General features: G+C 59.6%; 17 protein-coding genes and 1 pseudogene. 7 read left to right on the top strand and 11 right to left on the bottom strand.

Features of this window, described 5'->3' with window-relative positions; genetic code table 11:
* Positions 1-3 precede the first annotated feature (3 nt).
* Both PspCFBP13508_RS20300 and PspCFBP13508_RS20295 read right to left on the bottom strand, forming a co-directional pair.
* The gene (locus PspCFBP13508_RS20300) at positions 4-897 is read right to left on the bottom strand and encodes a glycine betaine ABC transporter substrate-binding protein (protein WP_016771730.1); all 894 of its coding nucleotides are present in this window, start codon (positions 895-897) and stop codon (positions 4-6) included.
* Between the two features lie 20 nt (positions 898-917).
* A complete protein-coding gene (locus PspCFBP13508_RS20295) occupies positions 918-1,607 on the bottom strand; it encodes an ABC transporter permease (protein WP_166554532.1) in 690 nt (229 codons plus the stop codon).
* 357 nt (positions 1,608-1,964) lie between these two features.
* Here PspCFBP13508_RS20295 and PspCFBP13508_RS20290 point away from each other — a divergent pair, with 357 nt between their 5' ends.
* The 4 genes and pseudogenes from PspCFBP13508_RS20290 to PspCFBP13508_RS27830 form a co-directional block, all read left to right on the top strand.
* Entirely contained in the window at positions 1,965-3,548 is a 1,584-nt protein-coding gene (locus PspCFBP13508_RS20290) for a peptide chain release factor 3 (RefSeq protein WP_016771727.1), read from the top strand.
* Between the two features lie 760 nt (positions 3,549-4,308).
* Positions 4,309-5,490 carry an MFS transporter gene (locus PspCFBP13508_RS20285; protein ID WP_137215573.1) on the top strand — a complete coding sequence of 394 codons (1,182 nt, stop codon included), beginning with the start codon at positions 4,309-4,311 and terminating at the stop codon, positions 5,488-5,490.
* Positions 5,491-5,649: 159 nt separating this feature from the next.
* Complete coding sequence (locus PspCFBP13508_RS20280) at positions 5,650-5,913, top strand: hypothetical protein (RefSeq protein WP_137215514.1); 264 nt, start codon at positions 5,650-5,652, stop codon at positions 5,911-5,913.
* 62 nt (positions 5,914-5,975) lie between these two features.
* Positions 5,976-6,101: pseudogene (locus PspCFBP13508_RS27830) on the top strand (metal ABC transporter ATP-binding protein); the annotation flags it as partial.
* Positions 6,102-6,119: 18 nt separating this feature from the next.
* On the opposite strand, the gene PspCFBP13508_RS20270 reads toward PspCFBP13508_RS27830, so the two are convergent.
* The 8 genes from PspCFBP13508_RS20270 to PspCFBP13508_RS20235 form a co-directional block, all read right to left on the bottom strand.
* Positions 6,120-7,100 carry a peptide ABC transporter ATP-binding protein gene (locus PspCFBP13508_RS20270; protein ID WP_130910324.1) on the bottom strand — a complete coding sequence of 327 codons (981 nt, stop codon included), beginning with the start codon at positions 7,098-7,100 and terminating at the stop codon, positions 6,120-6,122.
* The gene (locus tag PspCFBP13508_RS20265) at positions 7,100-8,068 is read right to left on the bottom strand and encodes an ABC transporter ATP-binding protein (RefSeq protein ID WP_016771722.1); all 969 of its coding nucleotides are present in this window, start codon (positions 8,066-8,068) and stop codon (positions 7,100-7,102) included. The genes PspCFBP13508_RS20270 and PspCFBP13508_RS20265 overlap by 1 nt, the downstream gene beginning before the upstream one ends.
* A 10-nt stretch (positions 8,069-8,078) precedes the next feature.
* Positions 8,079-9,005, bottom strand: a complete 927-nt coding sequence (locus tag PspCFBP13508_RS20260) for an ABC transporter permease subunit (RefSeq protein WP_016771721.1) — start codon at positions 9,003-9,005, stop codon at positions 8,079-8,081.
* An 11-nt stretch (positions 9,006-9,016) separates the two neighbouring features.
* Positions 9,017-10,027 (bottom strand): ABC transporter permease subunit, encoded by a 1,011-nt coding sequence (locus PspCFBP13508_RS20255; RefSeq protein WP_016771720.1) that lies wholly within the window; start codon positions 10,025-10,027, stop codon positions 9,017-9,019.
* Positions 10,028-10,100: 73 nt separating this feature from the next.
* Positions 10,101-11,696: an ABC transporter substrate-binding protein gene (locus PspCFBP13508_RS20250; protein WP_130910323.1), complete on the bottom strand. Its 1,596-nt coding sequence runs from the start codon at positions 11,694-11,696 to the stop codon at positions 10,101-10,103.
* Between the two features lie 77 nt (positions 11,697-11,773).
* A complete protein-coding gene (locus tag PspCFBP13508_RS20245) occupies positions 11,774-13,192 on the bottom strand; it encodes an OprD family porin (RefSeq protein ID WP_041477955.1) in 1,419 nt (472 codons plus the stop codon).
* Positions 13,193-13,368: 176 nt separating this feature from the next.
* Positions 13,369-14,967, bottom strand: a complete 1,599-nt coding sequence (locus PspCFBP13508_RS20240; protein ID WP_137215513.1) for an ABC transporter substrate-binding protein — start codon at positions 14,965-14,967, stop codon at positions 13,369-13,371.
* Between the two features lie 300 nt (positions 14,968-15,267).
* Complete coding sequence (locus PspCFBP13508_RS20235; protein ID WP_016771716.1) at positions 15,268-16,893, bottom strand: ABC transporter substrate-binding protein; 1,626 nt, start codon at positions 16,891-16,893, stop codon at positions 15,268-15,270.
* Positions 16,894-18,165: 1,272 nt separating this feature from the next.
* Here PspCFBP13508_RS20235 and PspCFBP13508_RS20230 point away from each other — a divergent pair.
* Positions 18,166-18,528 carry a DUF6124 family protein gene (locus PspCFBP13508_RS20230; RefSeq protein WP_137215512.1) on the top strand — a complete coding sequence of 121 codons (363 nt, stop codon included), beginning with the start codon at positions 18,166-18,168 and terminating at the stop codon, positions 18,526-18,528.
* 168 nt (positions 18,529-18,696) lie between these two features.
* Here PspCFBP13508_RS20230 and PspCFBP13508_RS20225 read toward each other — a convergent pair whose 3' ends face one another.
* Positions 18,697-19,413, bottom strand: a complete 717-nt coding sequence (locus PspCFBP13508_RS20225) for an SIMPL domain-containing protein (RefSeq protein ID WP_137215511.1) — start codon at positions 19,411-19,413, stop codon at positions 18,697-18,699.
* A gap of 359 nt (positions 19,414-19,772) precedes the next feature.
* On the opposite strand from PspCFBP13508_RS20225, the gene PspCFBP13508_RS20220 reads away from it, so the two are divergent.
* Positions 19,773-21,035 carry an ATP-binding protein gene (locus PspCFBP13508_RS20220; protein ID WP_016771713.1) on the top strand — a complete coding sequence of 421 codons (1,263 nt, stop codon included), beginning with the start codon at positions 19,773-19,775 and terminating at the stop codon, positions 21,033-21,035.
* On the top strand, positions 21,028-21,588 hold the full coding sequence (locus PspCFBP13508_RS20215) for a response regulator transcription factor (RefSeq protein WP_003221630.1): 561 nt from the start codon (positions 21,028-21,030) through the stop codon (positions 21,586-21,588). Before PspCFBP13508_RS20220 ends, PspCFBP13508_RS20215 begins: the two co-directional genes overlap by 8 nt.
* The last annotated feature ends 54 nt before the right edge of the window (positions 21,589-21,642 follow it).

The raw sequence follows: 21,642 nt of genomic DNA, 5'->3' as shown, positions 1-21,642 counted from the left end.
CTCTTAATTCAATGGGTGCTGGCGCAGGAAATCGGCGGCAACGGACGATGGGCTTTCGTGGTCGACATCGACCCGCGCGTTGAGTTGGCGCATGGTTTCGTCGTCGAACAGTTCGGCCAGCGGCTTAAGTTGTTCGGCCAGTTTCGGGTTGGCGTCCAGCGTGGCCTGACGCACCACGGGAGCGGCGGTGTAGTCGGGGAAGTAATGCTTGTCGTCTTCCAGCAATTTCAGGCCGAAGGCATTGAGGCGGCCATCGGTGGTGTAGACCAGACCGGCAAATACCTGACCGTTACGCAGCGCGGTGTAGACCAGGCCGGCGTCCATCTGCCGGATGTTCTTGCGGGTCAGGTTCATGTCGTAGAGCTTGACCATGCCGTCGAGACCGTCGGAGCGGTTGGCGAACTCGGTATCCAGCGCCACCAGGTGGTTGGTCTTGGCCTCGGCGCGCAGCACTTCGTTGAGCTGGCTGATATTGCCGATCTGCGGGTATTGCTCGGCGACTTTTTTCGGCAAAGCGAGGGCGTAGGTGTTGCTGAATTTCGACGGCGTCAGCCAGACCAGGCCTTTTTTCGCGTCGAGTTCTTTGACCCGGGCGTAGGACTGCGCGCTGTCGAGTTTCTCGGTGACATGGTTGTAGGCCACCAGCGACACGCCGGTGTATTCCCAGAGCAGGTCCAATTGGCCACTTTCGTGGGCGCTGCGCGCGAGGTTGCTGCCCAGACCGCCGGTGATCTGCGCGTCATAGCCTTTGCTGCGCAGGTATTGCGCGGTGATTTCGGCGAGCAGGGTCTGCTCTGTGAAGACCCGGGCGCCGAGGCGGATGACCGGTTTTTCAGCGGCTTGCGCGATTCCTGCGAACAGCAGGACGCAGCCTAAGATCAAGCTAAGTCGTTTCATAAATATTCCTTCGCAAAGCCTTAAGACGGGCGCAGACCGCGTTCCAGCCAAAGACGGCTGGCGAGGGTGACCACGCCATCGAGCAACAGCGCCAACAGCGCGGTGCACGCGGCGCCGAGCAACAGTTGCGGCTGATTGTTCAGGGCGATGCCGGGGAAGATCAGGCTGCCGAGGCTGTTGGCGCCGATCAGGAACGCCAGCGGCGCGGTGCCGACGTTGATTGCCAGCGCGACACGCACACCACCGACGATAATCGGCACGGCGTTGGGCAATTCGACTTTCCACAACACTTGGCGCGGGGTCATGCCGATGCCGACAGCGGCTTCCTTCAGCGAGCCCTGGACATTTTTCAGGCCTTCATAGGTGTTGCGCACGATCGGCAACAGCGAGGCGAGGAACAGGGCGAAAATCGCCGGCCCACTGCCGATGCCGAGGATGCCCAGCGCAATCGCGAGCACGGCCAGCGGTGGCACGGTGTTGCCGATATTGAAGATCTGCATGAAGCGTTCGGCGCGGCCGACCATGCTCGGGCGGCTGAGGAAGATACCGGCGGGGATGCCCACGACAAGGGCGGCCAGCATGGAAGCGAGGACGAGAATCAGATGAGCTTGCAGGTAAAACAACAAATCGTCGCGGTAGTGTTCGATCGTGTTGATGCCGATCCAGTGGACCAGCAGGGCCAGGAGCGCGATCACCACCGCACCTCCCATCAGCCCTTTGCCATAGCGGATAGCCACAGGCGGACTCCTTTTTTTGTAGTCGGCGAGCGCTGCTCCGCGTGGCAAGCCATTCCTGGCTGCCGGAGTCAGCGTTCGCGAAAAGTAGCCGTTTTCCAGCACCGGCCAAGCGGTGCGAAAGCGAGCCATGAGCGCAGCCTCGTCAGGCTAACTTGCTGATTTTTCAGCCCCTGACGAAAGTTCGTAACAGGGGATGGACGTCTCCGTGCTTTAAAAGGTTCCCATCTGCGGCAGCATTTGGCCACCCTTAATGTGCTCAACGGTTCGGTTATTGCAGCGAGTTGGGCTATAATCGCGGCCCTTTTTTGAATCACCGCCAGGCGATTTCCCATGACCCAACAGGCCGCCGAAGTCGCGAAACGCCGCACTTTCGCCATTATTTCCCACCCCGATGCCGGTAAAACCACGATCACCGAAAAGCTCCTGTTGATGGGCAAGGCGATTGCAGTGGCCGGTACGGTGAAATCCCGTAAATCCGATCGCCATGCGACATCCGACTGGATGGAGATGGAGAAGCAGCGGGGTATTTCCATTACCACGTCGGTCATGCAGTTCCCCTATCGCGAACACATGATCAACCTGCTCGACACCCCGGGCCACGAAGACTTCTCCGAAGACACCTACCGCACCCTGACCGCGGTGGACTCGGCCTTGATGGTGCTCGACGGCGGTAAGGGTGTAGAGCCACGGACCATTGCGCTGATGGACGTCTGCCGTCTGCGTGACACGCCGATCGTCAGCTTCATCAACAAACTCGACCGTGATATCCGCGACCCGATCGAACTGCTCGACGAAATCGAAGCCGTCCTGAAAATCAAGGCTGCGCCGATCACCTGGCCGATCGGTTGCTACCGCGATTTCAAGGGTGTGTATCACCTGGCCGACGACTACATCATTGTCTACACCGCCGGTCACGGTCACGAACGCACCGAAACCAAGATCATCGAGAAACTCGACTCCGACGAGGCGCGCGCGCACCTGGGCGATGAGTACGAGCGCTTTATCGAACAGCTGGAACTGGTGCAGGGCGCCTGCCACGAATTCAACCAGCAGGAATTCCTCGACGGCCAACTGACCCCGGTGTTCTTCGGTACGGCGCTGGGCAATTTTGGTGTCGACCACGTGCTCGATGCTGTCGTCGATTGGGCGCCGCGTCCGCTGGCCCGTGTGGCCAACGAGCGTACTGTCGAGCCGGTGGAAGAGAAGTTCTCGGGCTTCATCTTCAAGATCCAGGCGAACATGGACCCGAAACACCGCGACCGCATTGCCTTCATGCGTATCTGCTCGGGCAAGTACGAAAAAGGCATGAAGATGCGCCACGTGCGTACCGGCAAGGACGTGCGCATCGGCGACGCCCTGACGTTCTTCTCCTCCGAGCGTGAGCAACTGGAAGAGGCCTACGCCGGCGACATCATCGGTCTGCACAACCACGGCACGATCCAGATCGGCGACACCTTCAGCGAAGGCGAAGTCCTCGGTTTCACCGGCATCCCGCACTTCGCCCCGGAACTGTTCCGTCGCGTGCGTCTGCGTGATCCGCTGAAATCCAAGCAGTTGCGTCAGGGCTTGCAGCAGTTGGCGGAAGAGGGCGCGACGCAGGTGTTCTTCCCCGAGCGCAGCAACGACATCATTCTCGGCGCCGTCGGTGTGCTGCAGTTCGATGTGGTCGCCAGCCGCTTGAAAGAGGAATACAAGGTCGAGTGCTCGTATGAGCCGATCACCGTGTATTCGGCGCGCTGGATCGAGTGTGACGACAAGAAGAAGCTTGAGGAATTCTCCAACAAGGCGGTGGAGAACCTCGCGCTGGATGGCGGTGGTCACCTGACTTACCTGGCGCCGACGCGGGTGAATCTGGCATTGATGGAAGAGCGCTGGCCGGATGTGAAATTCCGCGCGACGCGGGAGCATCATTAAGGTTTGAGTTGTTTTTCTGAAAGCCCCCAAGGTGAATGCCTTGGGGGTTTTTCTTTGCTTTTCGTTTTGGGTGAATATCCGTTGCTTCGGTAGCGGCTGCTGACGGTTTCGCCTGACGGCGACTTACTTTTTTACAAGCGCCAAAAAAAGTAAGCAAAAAACGCTAGCTCCTGCGTTCGGCCCTCGCAGGCTCGGGTTCCTTCGCTCCGGGACTGATCCGGGCGCAGCGGCTCCGGTTTGCTTCGCTGCACCTCCTTCCGCTGTGTTCGACTTCGTCAAACGGTCGCTGCGCTCCCACACCCGGATCAATCCCTCCGCTCAGCCTTCCGACGTCGCCGGTGGATCAAGATCAAGAGCAGGCGAGCTGACACTCGGCCTATTGAGTGGTGAAAAGCGTGGGTTTTCGGCTTTTGATTTGCATTGTTGCTGCCCCTCACCCCAGCCCTCTCCCGAGGGAGAGGGAGCCGATCTGTTGGTTGTTCAAAATCTGCATTCGACTTGGTATTGCAGGTCGGCGTACCTCGCCCAATCACCACGGTCAGTCCCCTCTCCCTCCGGGAGAGGGTTAGGGTGAGGGGCTTTTGGTCTTTAACGCCGCGTGAAAAATCAAGTTGAATCCGGGCGCGGCGATTTTTCCGTAAGGCGTTTTCCCTCTACGTCGTAGCCATACTCTGTTTTTACTTCGGCTGACCTCACCCCCACGACATTCCAATCCAACCCGTCTACTGTTCAGCAAACCCTCGTGCCCATCGGACGTTACATGCTCAAAGGACTGACCCAACTCCTGCGCCCCAACGGCTATTTCACCCCCATGGCCTGGGTCCTCGCGGCGCTGTTGTTCATCAACCGCCTCAGCGCCATGGTCAAGCTGTTCATGGCGCTGTACCTGCGTCAGGAATTGGGCCTGGCGATTGAAACCGTCGGCTGGTTGCTCTCGGCCTATGGCGCGGGGTTGCTGGGCGGTTCGATGCTCGGTGGTTGGCTCAGTGATCATGTGCGCACGGCGCGGCTGACGGCGGTGCTGTTTTTCGTTTCGGTGTGGGTGCTGATGCTGTTGGGGCTGGTGACGCAGGTGCCGTGGCTGGCCGCTTTGTTGTTGCTCAGCGGTGTCATCGATGGGGCGATTCGGACGTTGCATCAGCGGCTGATCATGGAGTATTGCGAAGTCGCGCAACGTTCCCGTGCGCAAGCGCTGAGCCGGGTGGCGCGTAATCTGGGCATGGCCGCTGCCGGGGTGGCGGGCGGAGTGTTGGCGCAGGCGGATTTTCGTTGGGTGTTTTTTGTCAGTGCGGCAATGACGATGCTGGCGTTGCTCTGGTTCGTGCGCACGACGTGGCGGCGGTCGGTGCTGGTGGTTGAAGACGAATCCGCCGATGGCTCAAGCGTGCCGTATCGCGACAAGCCGTTCCTCTGGCTGCTGGCGGCGACGGCCGTGCTCGGCATTGCATTCGACACGGTCTACAGCACGCTGGGCAATTATCTGCGTGATTACTACCACCTGAGCACCGAAGCGATCGGCTGGCAGTTCGGGCTCAATGCGCTGTTGGTGATCGCTTTGCAAATCCCGCTGTCGCACTCTGTCGAACGCTGGGGCTCGCGTTGGCAAATGCTCGTCGGCAGTATGCTGTTGGCCTGCGGATTGGGGATGTTGCCGTACGGTTCCGGCTTGGCTTTTGTCTGTCTGTCGACGCTGATCTGGACGCTGGGCGAGGCCTTGTTCATGCCCCCGTTGAATGTACTGGCGATGCAGTTTGCGCAGAGCGGCAAGAGCGGTCAGTACTTCGGGCTGTTCTTCATGAGCTGGAGCGCCAGTGCGTTGTTGTCACCGGTGCTCAGCGGTCAGCTCTACGGCCAGTTTGGCGGGCACAGTGTCTGGCTGATGAGTGCGCTGCTGGTGTTGATCTCCATTCCGTTGACCTGGCAGGCCACGCGCGGCGCTTAGCTGTTTCGGTTATCGGGGTTATTCGAAAGCAATCTGGTGGTCGATGGCATTTCTGCCTGCGCGGTCGCGTCCTAAGTGGTGAGCCGGTCGGATCGCAACTAGATTTCACACGGAGCCAGTCCGGCAAGCATGTCTTAGCGCAACAGGATGGAGTGGGCCATGAAAAGCAGATTGCTACGGATTTTGATGTTGTTGAAAGTGATGGTGATGCTGTCCCTCGGCACCGCAACGGCGTGGGCCGAGTGCGAGGATCACGAATCTCAGGCGTTCAATGGGCAGGTCGGGCATAGCGGGCTGATGCTCGCCAAGTCCGAGTCGGAACCGGGTGATCTGGGGCAGGGTGGCAGCGCCGATGACGACGACTCGACCACGGACGATCCGGATACCGATGACCCGGATGATGAAGGCGATAGCCAGACATAGATCGCCGGCCAAACAAAAACCCCTTCGGCCTCGACTGATGCGCAATCGAGGTGGAGGGGGTTTTGTTATCGCATGAATTCTTGAATCAACACGAACTCCCTGTGGGAGCGAGCCTGCTCGCGAAAGCGTCATTTCAGTCGACAATGTTGGTGACTGTTACACCGCATTCGCGAGCAGGCTCGCTCCCACATGGATATTCCGTGGCCTTACGCCGCGCCGTCGAGAAACTGCTCGGCGTAGTGGCAGGCCACTTGCCGGTTATCCAGTTCACGCAACAGCGGCTCTTCCGTGCTGCAACGCTCGGTCGCATACGGGCAGCGTTTGTGGAAAGCACAGCCTGAAGGCGGGTTCAGCGGGTTGGGCAGTTCGCCGACGATTTTGATTTTCGGCTTGTTCGGGTCCGGATGAATGGTCGGGGTCGCCGACAGCAGGGCCTGGGTGTACGGATGCAGCGGGCGTTCGTAGATGTCGTTCTTCGGACCCAGTTCCACCGGGCGGCCGAGGTACATCACCATCACGTCATCGGCCACGTGCTGCACCACCGCGAGGTTGTGCGAGATGAACACGTAGGCTGTGTTGAACTCCTGCTGCAAATCCATGAACAGGTTGAGCACCTGGGCCTGAATCGACACGTCCAGCGCCGAAGTCGGTTCGTCCGCGACCAGCACTTTCGGTTGCAGCATCATTGCCCGCGCCAGCGCGATACGCTGGCGCTGGCCACCGGAGAACATGTGCGGATAGCGCTGATAGTGCTCGGGGCGCAAGCCGACCTGCTTCATCATCGCCTGGACTTTCTCGCGACGTTCGGCGGCTGACAGCTTGGTGTTGATCAACAGCGGCTCGGCCAGTTGATCACCGATTTTCTGCCGTGGGTTCAACGACGCATACGGGCTCTGAAACACCATCTGCACGTCTTTGCGCAGTTGCTTGCGCTCGGCCTTGTCGGCGCCGGCAACTTCCTGGCCGGCGATCTGCAGCGAGCCCGAAGATGGTTCTTCGATCAGCGTCAGGGCGCGGGCGAGGGTGGATTTGCCGCAGCCCGACTCGCCTACTACGGCGAGGGTCTTGCCGGCTTCCAGTTCGAACGACACGCCGTTGAGCGCGCGCACGGTGGCGTGGCCCTTGAACAGGCCACGCGAGACTTCGTAGTGACGGGTCAGGTCGCGGGCGGTAAGTACGACGGCCATTACGCCACCTCCTGGTTCAGCGGGTAGAAGCAGCGGGCGAGGCTGTTGGCTTTCGGATCAAGGCCCGGACGTTGGGTGCGGCAGTTGTCCTGCACGTACGGGCAGCGCGGCGACAGCAGGCAACCCTGCGGACGGTCGTAGCGGCCCGGAACGATGCCCGGCAGGGTCGACAGGCGTGAGGCGCCGAGGCTGTGCTCGGGAATCGCCTTGAGCAGCGCTTCGCTGTACGGGTGCGCCGGGATGTCGAACAGTTGCGGCACCTGACCGACTTCAACGGCCTGGCCGGCGTACATCACGCAGACGCGCTGGGCCGTTTCCGCCACGACCGCGAGGTCGTGAGTGATCAGCACCAGGCCCATGTTCTGCTCTTTCTGCAACGCCAGCAGCAGATCCATGATCTGCGCCTGAATCGTCACGTCCAGCGCGGTGGTCGGTTCGTCGGCGATCAACAGTTTCGGCTCGCCGGCAATCGCCATGGCGATCGCGACACGCTGGCTCATACCGCCAGACAGTTGATGCGGGTAGGCGTCCATGCGGCTGGCGGCGCCCGGGATTTCGACTTTTTCCAGCAGTTCGATGGCACGCTTGCGCGCTTGCTTGCCGGACATTTTCAGGTGCAAGCGCAGCACTTCCTCGATCTGGAAACCGACGGTGTAGCTCGGGTTCAGCGCGGTCATCGGGTCCTGGAAGACCATCGACAGGTCTTTGCCGACGATCTGCCGACGCTGACGATTGCTCAGCTTGAGCATGTCCTTGCCGTCGAAGCTGAGCGAGTCGGCGGTGACGATGCCGGGATGCTCGATCAGGCCCATCAGCGCCATCATGGTCACGGATTTACCCGAACCCGACTCGCCAACGATGGCCAATACTTCGCCTTTGTCGACTTTCAGGTCGAGGCCGTCGACCACCGGGGTCGCGGTCTTGTCGCCGAAGCGGACGTTGAGATTCTTGATTTCTAGCAGTGACATTTGAATCTCCTCAGGCGGCGTTCTTGAGTTTCGGGTCCAGCGCATCGCGCAGGCCGTCGCCCATCAAGTTGATTGCCAGCACGCTGAGCAAAATGGTCAGACCAGGCAGACTTACCACCCACCAGGCGCGTTCGATGTAGTCGCGGGCCGAGGCCAGCATGGTGCCCCACTCAGGGGTTGGTGGTTGTACGCCGAGGCCGAGGAAGCCCAGTGCAGCGGCATCGAGAATCGCCGAGGAGAAGCTCAGGGTCGCCTGCACGATCAGCGGCGCCATGCAGTTGGGCAGCACGGTGATGAACATCAGGCGCGGCAGACCGGCACCGGCCAGACGCGCGGCGGTGACGTAGTCGCGGTTCAGTTCGCCCATGACGGCGGCACGGGTCAGACGCACGTAGGACGGCAGGGAAACCACAGCAATCGCGATCACGGTGTTGATCAGGCCAGGGCCGAGGATGGCGACGATCGCCACGGCCAGCAGCAGCGATGGCAGGGCCAGCATGATGTCCATCAGACGCATGATGGTCGGGCCGACCACTTTCGGGAAGAAACCGGCGAACAGTCCCAGCAGGATCCCCGGAATCAACGACATCACCACTGACGACAAGCCGATCAGCAGCGACAGGCGCGAACCCTGGATCAGACGCGACAGCAGGTCACGGCCGAGTTCATCGGTGCCGAGCAGGAACTGCATCTGCCCGCCTTCGAGCCACGCCGGCGGCGTCAGCAGGAAGTCACGGTATTGCTCGCTCGGGTTATGCGGCGCGACCCACGGCGCGAAGATCGCGCAGAAGATGATCAGCAGCATGAACAGCAGGCCGGCAACGGCGCCCTTGTTCTTCGAGAACGCTTGCCAGAATTCTTTGTACGGCGACGGGTACAGCAGGCTTTGATCCACGGCGGACGTGGCGGTGGCTACTGAGGATGTTGGAGTGCTCATGGGTATTGACCTCAGCGCTGATGACGGATGCGTGGGTTGGCAAAGCCGTAGAGGATGTCCACCACGAAGTTGACCAGAATCACCAGGCAGGCGATTAACAGGATGCCGTTTTGCACCACCGGATAGTCCCGGGCGCCGATGGCTTCGATCAGCCATTTACCGATGCCGGGCCAGGAAAAGATGGTTTCGGTCAGGACCGCACCGGCCAGCAGCGTGCCGACTTGCAGGCCGACTACGGTCAGCACCGGAATCAGCGCATTGCGCAGACCGTGCACGAAGACCACGCGCGACGGCGACAGGCCTTTGGCCTTGGCGGTGCGGATGTAGTCTTCGCGCAGCACTTCGAGCATCGACGAACGGGTCATCCGCGCGATCACCGCCAGCGGAATGGTGCCGAGCACAATGGCCGGCAGGATCAGGTGATGCAGGGCGTCGAAGAACGCGCCGACGTCATCGGCCAGCAGCGTGTCGATCAGCATGAAGCCGGTTTTCGGCTCGATGTCATACAGCAGGTCGATGCGCCCGGAGACCGGGGTCCAGCCCAGGCTCACCGAGAAGAACATGATCAGGATCAGGCCCCACCAGAAGATCGGCATCGAATAGCCCGCGAGGGAGATGCCCATCACCCCGTGGTCGAACAGCGATCCTCGTTTGAGTGCCGCGATCACCCCGGCCAGAAGCCCGAGGATGCCAGCGAACAGCAGGGCGGCCATGGACAGTTCCAGGGTCGCCGGGAAAAGAGAGGTGAACTCGGTCCACACGCTTTCACGGGTACGCAACGACTCACCGAGATCGCCCTGGGCCAGTTTGCCGATGTAGTCCAGGTACTGGGCATACAGCGGCTTGTTCAGCCCCAGGCGTTCCATTGCCTGAGCGTGCATTTCGGGGTCGACCCGACGTTCGCCCATCATCACTTCCACGGGGTCGCCCGGAATCATGCGAATCAACGCGAAAGTCAGCAAGGTGATGCCGAAAAACGTGGGGATCAACAACCCCAGTCGGCGGGCAATAAAACTAAACATCTTGTGTGGTACCTCATCAGCCGGTTAGGCGTGTCCGGCGTCCCTCAGGTAAGGGACGCCGGGCGTTTCTTATCTACTTCACCTGGGTGGTGGCGAAGTTATTAGTGGTGAGAGGGCTGATGTGGTAGCCCTCTACATTGTTGCGCATTGCAGTGAACATCCGAGTATGGGCCATGCTGATCCATGGCTGGTCCTGATTAAACAGCACTTGGGCCTGTTCGTAGAGCGCGGCGCGTTCGGCCGGATCTACTTTAGCCCGTGCTTCATCCAGCAGTGCCTGGAATTTCTCGTTGCACCAGCGTGCGTAGTTTTCGCCGTTCTTGGCGGCCTCGCAACTGAGCATAGGCGTCAGGAAGTTATCCGGGTCGCCGTTGTCGCCCGCCCATCCGGCCGAGACCATGTCGTGCTCGCCGGCCTTGGCGCGCTTGAGCATCTCGCCCCATTCCATCACGCGGATGTCGATCTTGATCCCGACTTTCGCCAGGTCAGCCTGCATCATCTGCGCGCCGAGCATCGGGTTGGGGTTGGTCGGACCGCCGCCGTTACGGGTGAACAGGGTGAAGGTGGTGCCTTCCGGAACCCCGGCTTCCTTGAGCAGCTTGCGCGCTGCGTCGAGGTCGCGCGGCGGGTTCTTCAGATCATGGTTGTAGCCGAGCAGGGTCGGCGGGTACGGGTTGACCGCCACCGACGCGTTACCCTTGCCGAACAGTGCGTTGACGTAGGCTTCCTTGTCGAACGCGATGTCGATGGCTTTGCGCACGCGCACGTCGCTCATGTACTTGTGCTGGGTGTTCATGGCGATGTATGAAACGGTCATCGCGTCCAGCTCGTCGACTTTCAGCTTGCTGTCTTTCTTGATGCTCGGGATATCATCCGGTTTCGGATACAGCGCGACCTGGCACTCGTTGGCCTTGAGCTTTTGCAGGCGCACGTTGTTGTCGGTGGCGATCGCCAGAATCAAAGCGTCGGCCGGCGGCTTGCCACGGAAGTAATCCGGGTTGGCCTTGAAGCGCACCTGCGCATCCTTGGCGTAACGCTGGAAGATGAACGGGCCGGTACCGATCGGCTTGTTGTTCAGATCGCCAGTCTTGTTGGCCTTGAGCAACTGGTCGGCGTATTCGGCCGGGTAGATCGACGAGAAGGCCATGGCGATGTCGGCCAGGAACGGCGCTTCGCGGCGGGTCAGGGTGAACTTGACTGTGTTGTCGTCGACTTTTTCTACGCTTTTGAGCAATTCCTTGAAGCCCATGCTTTCAAAGTACGGGAAGCCCACGCTCGACAGTTTGTGCCACGGGTGATTCGGGTCCAGCTGACGCTGGAAGCTCCAGACCACGTCGTCGGCGTTCATGTCGCGGGTCGGCTTGAAATATTCGGTGGTGTGAAACTTGACGCCTTTGCGCAGGTGGAACGTGTAGGTCAGGCCGTCTTCGCTGATGTCCCAGGACTCGGCGAGCGCCGGGATCACTTCGGTGGTGCCGGGCTTGAAATCGGCCAGGCGATTGAAGATGGTTTCGGCCACAGCGTCCGCCGTGACTGCAGTTGTGTACTGGACCATATCGAAGCCTTCCGGGCTGGCTTCGGTGCAGACCACCAAGGGTTTGGCCGAGGCGCCGACAGCGACACTCAGCAACGCAGCCGCGATGGCCGCACGTAGGGGAAGCATTTTCATCGATAACCCTCTGCAATCGGTTGAAGACAAAAAGCCGAACGGCCGACTCATCATGAGTCAGCCGTCGGCTGGCGTTTTTACAGAATGTTGAACGGGATGGTGGTTACGAGACGGAACTCGTTGATGCTGCCATCCAGCTGATTATCACTGGCACGGTGCGCAGTGTAGGTGGCGCGGATGGCCGTGGCTTTGAGCGGACCACTTTGAACCGCGTAAGCAGCACCGATTCCGTATTCGTAGTGGTGTTCGCCGTCCATCGCCAGCACGCTGTCATAAGCGCCGCCTTTATAGTGGGTACCGTCGATCCCCCAACCACGAGCGCTGTAGACGTTGAACTTCAAGCCAGGCACGCCATATTCAGCCATGTTCAGACCGTAAGCGACTTGGAAGGATTTCTCGTTCGGGCCGTTGAAGTCCGAGAGCAGGGAGTTGGCCAGGTAGATACCGTTGGTTTCGTGCAGGTAGTCGAAGTACTCGTTGCCGTTAATTTCCTGGTACGAGAACGTCAGGCTATGGGCCTGGTGAGTCAGACCCAGGGACAGCGAGTACGTATCGTTGTCGATGTCACCCAGCTTGGCTTTACCTTCATCCACGGTCTTGTAGTAGTTCAGGCCGGTGGTCAGGCTCAGAATCTGGCTGTCGCCCAGTTCGTGGGTGGCGCCGAAGTAGTACTGTTTCCACATGTCTTCAGCTTGAGTGGCCCACAAGCTGGTTTTCAGGCTGGCAAACGGCTGATAGGAAATACCAGCGGTGTTGACGTGATCAATTTCAATGATCGAATCAGCGTATTCGGAACGGAACTTGCGCTGGCTTTCTTCTGTACGCGGCGAGTTCTGATCGAACGTCGCGATGTCGAAGGTCAGGTTTTCCAGCTCTTCACTGTGCAGACTGACGCCTTGAAAGCTCGAAGGCAGGGGACGGTTGCCGATCACGTCAACCATCGGGCTGCTGAAGTTCTGGCGGCCAGCGGTCAGGGTGGTATTGGAAACCCGAGCCTTGACGTTAGCCAAGCCCAGTTTGCTCCATTGGCCTTCAGCGTCACCGCCGTTACGGGTCAGTGTACGGTTGTTGCCTGGGCGCTCGAGACCGGCTTCCGGAGCGCCGCCGTTGCCGGATGCAAGGTTTTTGCGATCACGCTCCAGCGCAATGGCGTTGTACAGCGCAACTTCGGTGCTGATACCGACAGTACCTTCGGTGAACCCGGAGTTGTACTTGATGATGGTCCCCTGTACCCAGTTGATGCGGCGATCAGTGGTTTGCAGCGTGTCGTTATGTTTATAGCGGAATTTGGCGCCACGCTTGAGTTCTTCGTTGGCGTACCAGTTACGCGTCGATCCAGTAATCGACTGACCTTCCAGAAAGCCGGTGGCCTCAGCTTGGGCGCTTTTGGTGTTGACGGTCACCGGGGTGAACGCCTGGCTCTGGGTTTCCGCATAAGCCGTGGCGGTGATGCTGCTGATGGCCAGGGCCAGTATCGCGGTGCTGCTCAGTTTCATGGGTGAAGCTCCTTTACTTTCTTTTTATCCCGGCTTTTTTTGGTATGCCGGTTATTGGTTTAGAACTCGTTCACACATCGCAAACGTTTGCAAAAAGCCGGATTGGCGAATTTCGGCAAAGCGCTTGCGTGAGGGGAGTAGACGGCTCCCCTCAGCATTGCGGCTAATCGGTTGGTTTAATCGATACTGACACCCGAGAACACGTTGCGGCCGAACGGGCTGACTTTGAACCCGTCGACCCGGGTGCTTAACGGCTGGTTGACCGTCGAGTGGGCGACAGGCGTGATCGGCACTTGCTGTTTAAGCAATTGCTGGGCCTGTTTATAAAGCTCGGTGCGCTGGTCGCGGTCGGTGACGACCTTGGCCTGTTTGATCAGCTTGTCGTACGCCGGGTCGCACCACATCGAATAGTTGTTGCCGCCGATGGCGTCACAGCTGTACAGCGTGCCCAGCCAGTTGTCCGGGTCCCCGTTGTCACCGGTCCAGCCGATCAGGCTGACGTCGTGCTCGCCGTTCTTGGTGCGCTTGATGTACTCGCCCCATTCGTAGCTGACGATCTTCACTTTCAGACCGATCTTGGCCCAGTCGGACTGGAGCATTTCGGCCATCAGCTTGGCGTTCGGGTTGTACGGCCGCTGCACCGGCATTGCCCACAGGGTGATCTCGGTGCCTTCTTTCACCCCGGCAGCCTTGAGCAGTTCCTTGGCTTTTTCCGGGTTGTAGGCGGCGTCCTTGATCGTGTCGTCGTAGGACCACTGGGTCGGTGGCATGGCGTTGACGGCCAGTTGGCCGGCGCCTTGATAAACAGCGTTGAGAATTCCCTGTTTATTCACCGCCATGTCCAGTGCCTGACGCACTTCGAGTTGATCGAACGGCTTGTGGCGCACGTTGTAGGCGATGTAGCCGAGGTTGAAGCCCGGCTTGGAAATCAGTTGCAGTTTCGGGTCGGCCTTCAGTGCTTCAACATCGGCGGGGCGCGGGTGCAGGGTGATCTGGCACTCGTTGGCCTTGAGCTTCTGCACGCGTACCGAAGCGTCGGTGTTGATCGCAAAAATCAGGTTCTTCAGCTTGACCCGGCTCGGATCCCAGTACTGCGGGTTGCCGGTATAGCGGATGTTCGAGTCTTTCTGGTAGCTCTTGAATACGAACGGCCCGGTGCCGATCGGCTTCTGGTTGATGTCGCTCGGCTTGCCGTCGGCCAGCAGCTTGTCGGCGTATTCGGCAGACAGAATCGAAGCGAAGCTCATCGCGATGTTCTGGATGAACGCGGCATCGACGCTGTTGAGCGTGAACTCCACGGTCAGCGGCCCGGTCTTCTCGACCTTGGCGATGTTCTTGTTCAGGCTCATCCCGTTGAAGTACGGAAACTCGGTGGGATAGGCCTTGCGGAACGGCTGTTGCGCATCGAGCATGCGAGTGAACGTGAACACGACATCGTCAGCGTTGAAATCGCGGCTCGGCTTGAAGTAAGGGGTTGTATGAAATTTCACGCCTTCACGCAGGTGAAAGGTGTATTTCAGGCCATCTTCGGAAATGTCCCACTTGGTCGCCAGGCCCGGTACGACATTGGTCGCGCCTTTTTCAAACTCGACGAGGCGGTTGTACAGCGGCTCGGCGGCGTCGTTGTCGGTGGCCGTCGTGTACTGCGCGGTATCGAAACCCGCCGGGCTGCCTTCCGAGCAAAACACCAGGCTGTCGCTGGCGGCGTAGCTTGCAGACGTGGCGGCCAACAGGCCGGCGCCCAACAGTGCGGAAAAAATCAAGGTATGGCGCATGACGCTCCCTCTTTTTAGTGTTGTGCAATGCGTCAGGGTCCCTATCCCGGGACTTTCTGGTCGCATTGAGCTCAATCCAATACGTACGGCAAAACCGGTGGCCCACGCAGACACTGGTCAGTACGCGACGGTAGGCACCGTGCCTCTGGCAGTAAATACGTAATTGCCTTAATGCTCGTAGGAAAAGTCGACGCGCCTATACCGAAGCAATCATCTGCGGCGGATTTGGGTGTAGGCCTTTTCCTTTTTTCCCGGTAGATAAAGTAACGGCGACGTCAGAAACGCCGCCGTTGCAATGTCTTACTTGCTGACGCTGACGCCGTAGAAGGAATTCAGGCCAAATGGGCTGATCTTGAAGTCCTGCACGTTGGCGCGCATGGGTTGATACACCGTCGAGTGAGCGATAGGTGTCATTGGAACTGCATCTTTGAGGACGTGTTGCGCCTGTTTGTACAGCTCGGTGCGCTTGCCCTGGTCGGTAGTGCGTTTGGCTTCTTTCACCAGGCCGTCGAACTTCTTGTCGCACCACTTGGAGAAGTTGTTGCCGCTCAGCGAGTCGCAGCCGAACAGAACGTTGAGCCAGTTGTCCGGATCACCATTGTCACCGCTCCAGCCAATGATCATGGCCTGGTTCTCGCCACCTTTGGAACGCTTGATGTACTCGCCCCACTCGTAGCTGGTGATCTTCACTTTCAAGCCGATCTTGGCCCAGTCGGACTGGAGCATTTCAGCCATCAGTTTGGCGTTCGGGTTGTACGGACGCTGCACCGGCATCGCCCACAGGACGATCTCGGTACCTTCCTTGACGCCGGCTTCCTTGAGCAGCTGTTTGGCTTTCTCAGGGTCGTACTTGGCATCCTTGATGGTGGTGTCGTAGGACCACTGGGTCGGCGGCATGGCGTTGACGGCCAGTTGGCCGGCGCCCTGGTAAACCGAATCGATGATCTGCGGCTTGTTCACGGCCATGTCCAGCGCCTGACGCACGCGCAGGTCAGCCAGCGGGTTGGCCTCGTTGCTGCCCTTGACCTTGTCCATCACGTTGTAAGCGATGTAGCCCAGGTTGAAGCCGGCCTGATCTGGCATCTTCAGCGACTTGTCTTCTTTCAGCGCTTTCAGATCGGCCGGACGCGGGAACAGGGTGACCTGGCACTCGTTCTTCTTCAGCTTCTGGATACGCACCGACGGGTCGGTGGTGATGGCGAAGATCAGGTTGTCGATCTTCACGTCTTCAGGCTTCCAGTAATCCTTGTTGCCGGTGTAACGGATGTTCGAGTCTTTCTGGTAGCTCTTGAACACGAACGGGCCGGTGCCGATCGGCTTCTGGTTGATGTCGGCGGCTTTGCCATCCTTGAGCAGTTGGGCCGCGTATTCGGCGGACTGCACGGACGCGAAGCTCATGGCCATGTTCTGGATGAACGCGGCGTCGACTTCTTTCAGAGTGAACTTGACGGTGTGGTCGTCGACTTTATCGATCTTGGTGATGTTGGTGTCCATCCCCATGTCGGTGAAGTACGGGAATTCGGTCGGGTAGGCCTTACGGAACGGGTCGTCCTTGTTGATCATGCGGTTGAACGTAAACAGCACGTCGTCGGCGTTGAATTCACGAGTCGGCTTGAAATACGGGGTGGTGTGGAACTTGACGCCTTCACGCAGGTGGAAGGTGTAGGTCAGGCCATCATCGGAAATGTCCCACTTGGTCGCCAGGCCAGGAATCACGGCGGTGCCGCCGCGCTCGAACTGGGTCAGGCGGTTGAACATGGTTTCGGCTGAGGCGTCGAAGTCGGTTCCGGTGGTGTACTGGCCTGGATCAAAACCGGCCGGGCTCCCTTCGGAGCAGAACACCAGGTTAGTCGCAGCGGTGGCGAAAGGTGCGGAGGCTAACAAGCCTGCGCCGACTAGAAACGGAATGACCGCGTGTTTAAGCATGTTGGCCTCATGATTTGTTGTCATTTTTTAGTTGTGAGGTACGACCTCGTGAGTCGTGCCTGCGGATACTTATGCAGGCCCCATACCCAATGCAAGATCCAGAGCGGTCGGCGGCGTTAAACGGTGGCACGAACGTACCTTAATGTCGCATCCGTATAACTTTTGACGCATTTGACCGTTTGCGGGTGGTTTTTGCGGTGCATTTGGGGCACTGAAATGGTGCGCCGGTCTTGTTCTGTGCGCTTGGGTGGGGCTTGGTGTTACTTATTTATACCCTTGGGGATGGGCGGGGTTGAGGGGTTTTTGGGGTGGGCTTGGGTGGGGTGGATTGGGGCAGGGATTAGGGAGTTTTACTTGGTGCAACTGGGTGTTTCCGTTGGTGGCACCTTGGCGGCCTTTGGGCCGACCAGGGTGTTGGGGGTTTGGGTGTATATCCGTTTCTGCGGGTGTTGCTGATTACGGTTTCGCCCTTACGGCGAGTCACCTTTTTCAAACGCCAAAAAGGTAACCCAAAACGCTTGCTCCTGCGTTCGGCCCTCGCAGGCTCGGGTTCCTTCGCTCCGGGACTGATCCGGGCGCAGCGGCTACGGTTTGCTTCGCTGCACCTCCTTCCGCTGTGTTCGACTTCGTCGAACGGTCGCTGCGCTCCCACGCCCGGATCAATCCCTCCACTCAGCCTTCCGACGTCGCCGGTGGATCAAGATCAAGAGCAGGCGAGCTGACACTCGGCCTATTGAGTGGTGAAGAGCGGGTGTTCGGCGTTATCTTTGTTGTGGATTTGCCCCTCACCCCAGCCCTCTCCCGAGGAGAGGGGGCTGATTTGTGTGCTTTTCAAATCCTGAGTTCAACTCGGAATTTCACGTTGGCGTATCTCCCCCAAACACCTCGTTCAGTCCCCTCTCCCTCTGGGAGAGGGTTAGGGTGAGGGTTTGCTTTTTGGCTGTTTAAATTCGATGCGAAACAGCCAGAACCTTCCCACAAGGTTTTCAGGTTGTCCGTCGGACGTCCGCTCTCTAGGCTTGGGTCGTCGCTGGTTGTTCAGCGATCGGGTGTGAGAACCCGGAAAATTAGTGATTCAGTGCGCATGTCCGCATAATTGCCGCCAGCTCTTCAGTTGTCTGCAATAGCGATATGGCGACTGTGTGCGGGCAGACTTCGGTCTGGCCGGTTTTCCTATTTTTCCGGTTTCTCACCCCGCACATAGTTGCCACCCACTTCGCCGCGTGAGAAACGGCAGGTGATGGCGTTCATTTAGCAAAGTAGGGCTATTTAATGACCAAACCAGTCCCCGACCCACCCGAAGAAACCTCAACCCCCCTTGAAGCCGCGCTGCGCGCCGACGATCTCGCAAAAAACCGCGAAGCCATCAAGCGTGCCCTCGATTTCTATCTCTGCCCGCCCCCCGGCAAACCCCATCCACCCGGCACGATGTTTCAGATCCGGCCCGACATCGACACCGAAAGCCTGCTGGCTCACGCCTGTGAGTCCCTTGCTTCAGCCAATACGCTGGCCAGCGATTTCGCCGATCAGCTTGGTCGTCCGCAGCGCAATACGGCGCTGGCGATTCAGCAGATCATTATGCTGGCGGAGCTGGCGGTGAATCGGGCGCTGGATCGGGTTGATCCGCACGCTTGAGATCGCGTCATCGTTCTTCGCGAGCAGGCTCGCTCCCACATTCAAATGCGTTCAACCTGTGGGAGCGAGCCTGCTCGCGAAGCGGTGGATCATTCACTACAAAACCCGGACACAAAAAAACCGGCAACCATTTACTGATTGCCGGTCTTTCATTCAGCCAAGCTCAAATCACTGCATCAGCACTTCAATCGAGCCATCAGCGGTCATGCTGACCTGGCTGGTGCCGGCTTCAACTTCCGGGGTCACCGGCGCGGAATCCATGGCCGCGGCTTTCATCATCATCGGCGCGCGCAGGTACGGTTGTGGGTAACCGTTGCTGTTGAGGTTCAGGTTGACGATTTTGTAGCCCTTGCCGCCCAGTGCATCGGTGGCCAGTTGCGCGCGGGTCTTGAAGGCGGTGACGGCTTCTTTGAGCAACTGGTCTTCGCTGGCCTTGCGCGTTGGATCGGCGATGGCGAAGTCCATGCCACCCATTTTCAGCTCGGTCAGCAACTCGCCGGTGAGTTTGGACAGGGCGGCGAAGTCGGTGCTTTCCAGGCGCAGTTCGGCGCGTTCGCGCCAGCCGGTGATCTTCTGGCCTTTGGTGTCGTAGATCGGATAACTGTTGCGGCTGCCCGTGCGCAGGGTGATGTCTTTGACTTGTTTGGCCTGGGCGGTGGCCTTGTTCATGGTGGTGCTGATGGCGGCGGCGAGTTTGGCCGGGTCGGTGTTCTGCTCTTCGGTATAGAGCGTCACGATCATCTGGTCGCGGGCCACTTCCTGGCTGACTTCGGCGCGCAGGGAAATCTGGTTGTAGTGCAGCTCATCGGCGGCCAGCGCCGGAAGGCTGGCGACGCTGCCGACGGTCAGGGCGAGGAGGGCGGCGCTGCGGCGAAATGTGTGCATGAAGGCTCCTTGAGTGAGGCGCAGAGGGCGCTGCGTGAACCATCAGACTCTATAAAGCAGCTGCAAGTTGCAAGCTTCAAGCTGCAAGTAAAGGCAAGAGCAAGAACTGCGGCGCTTTTGATCTTGCTTGCCGCTTGAAGCTTGCAACTTGCAGCTGCCTTCCTTTCAAGCTTCAGCATCAAGCTGCAAGCTACATCAAAAGCGCCGCAGCTCTTGCCCTTGCTTTTGATCTTGCTTGCCGCTTGAAGCTTGCAACTTGCAGCTGCTCTCCTGTGGTCGTTTGCCGCACTTTCGCCTCTGAACCCCGCGCCTTGGTTATACTCCGTGCGATCCGCCTGGAGCGCTCATCAGGAGAGCTCATGCTCGCCCCCGTACAACTGACTTCCGCCACTCGCCAGAACCTCTGGCGGCTGACTTTCATCCGCACCCTGGTGCTCGCCGCGCAGGCCGGGTCCGTGGGCCTGGCCTACTGGCTGCAATTGTTGCCGTTGCCGTGGGTGCAATTGGCGATGACCCTGGGCTGTTCGATTCTGCTCTGCGTGTTCACTGCCGTGCGCCTGCGCACATCGTGGCCGGTGACCGAGCTTGAATACGCGCTGCAACTGGCCTGCGATCTGGTGATTCACAGTGCGCTGCTGTATTTCTCCGGCGGCTCGACCAACCCCTTCGTTTCTTATTATCTGGTGCCGCTGACCATCGCGGCGGTGACGCTGCCGTGGCGTTATTCGGTGATTCTGTCGGGCATCGCGCTGGCGCTGTACACGCTGATGCTGACGCGTTTCTATCCGCTGGAAACCCTGCCGGTCGCCCGTGAGAATCTGCAGATCTATGGCATGTGGCTAAGCTTTGCCCTGGCCGCTGCGGTGATCACCTTCTTCGCCGCGCGCATGGCTGAAGAGCTGCGCCGGCAGGAAGAATTGCGCGCGATTCGCCGCGAAGAAGGTCTGCGCGATCAACAGTTGCTCGCCGTTGCGACCCAGGCTGCCGGTGCGGCGCATGAGCTGGGTACGCCGCTGGCGACCATGAGCGTGTTGCTCAAGGAAATGCAGCAGGATCACCCCGATGCGTTGCTGCAGGACGATCTGAAAGTGCTGCAGGATCAGGTCAAGCTGTGCAAGGAAACCTTGCAGCAACTGGTCCGCGCCGCTGAGGCCAATCGGCGTCTGGCGGTGGAGATGCAGGACGTTACCGACTGGCTCGACGAGGCGTTGAACCGTTGGCACCTGATGCGCCCGGAGGCCAGTTACCGCTTCCAGCGTCTCGGCCAGGGGGCGGTGCCGCGCATGGCGCCGCCGCCGGATCTGACCCAGGCCTTGCTGAATCTGCTCAACAACGCCGCCGACGCCTGCCCGGAAAACCTCCAGGTGACGCTGGACTGGGACGCAGAGACTTTGACCATCAGCATTCGCGACCACGGCGCGGGTGTGCCGCTGGCCATCGCCGAGCAGATCGGCAAGCCGTTTTTTACCACCAAGGGCAAAGGTTTCGGCCTGGGCCTGTTTTTGAGCAAGGCCAGCGTGACACGCGCCGGCGGCTCAGTGAAACTCTATAGTCATGAGGAAGGCGGCACGCTCACCGAGCTGCGCCTGCCCCACGGCGCCCGAGGAGACCAACATGAGTGACGAAATTCAAGTCGAAGGCGAAGAACTGCCGCATCTGCTGCTGGTCGACGACGACGCGACCTTCACCCGCGTCATGGCCCGTGCCATGGCCCGCCGCGGCTTTCGCGTCAGCACTGCCGGTTCTGCGGAAGAAGGCCTGACCATCGCCCAGGCCGATCTGCCGGATTACGCCGCGCTGGACCTGAAAATGGACGGCGATTCCGGTCTGGTCCTGCTGCCCAAGCTGCTGGAACTCGATCCGGAAATGCGCGTGGTGATCCTCACCGGTTATTCGAGCATTGCCACGGCGGTGGAGGCGATCAAGCGTGGCGCCTGCAACTACCTGTGCAAACCAGCCGATGCCGACGACGTGCTGGCCGCGCTGCTGTCCGAGCATGCCGACCTCGACAGTCTGGTGCCGGAAAACCCGATGTCGGTCGACCGCCTGCAATGGGAGCACATCCAGCGCGTGCTCACCGAGCATGAAGGCAACATTTCCGCCACGGCCCGCGCGCTGGGCATGCACCGCCGCACCTTGCAGCGCAAATTGCAGAAGCGTCCGGTGCGTCGCTGAACCTGCGCTGAACGACTATCGCCAGCCCTCGCGATAAATCGCGCCGATCATCTA

It is taken from the genome of Pseudomonas sp. CFBP13508, from assembly GCF_005233515.1.
Taxonomy (GTDB): domain Bacteria; phylum Pseudomonadota; class Gammaproteobacteria; order Pseudomonadales; family Pseudomonadaceae; genus Aquipseudomonas; species Aquipseudomonas mercuritolerans.
Note: the sequence above shows the minus strand (reverse complement) of the source record. Positions and strands in the feature narration are given on the sequence as shown.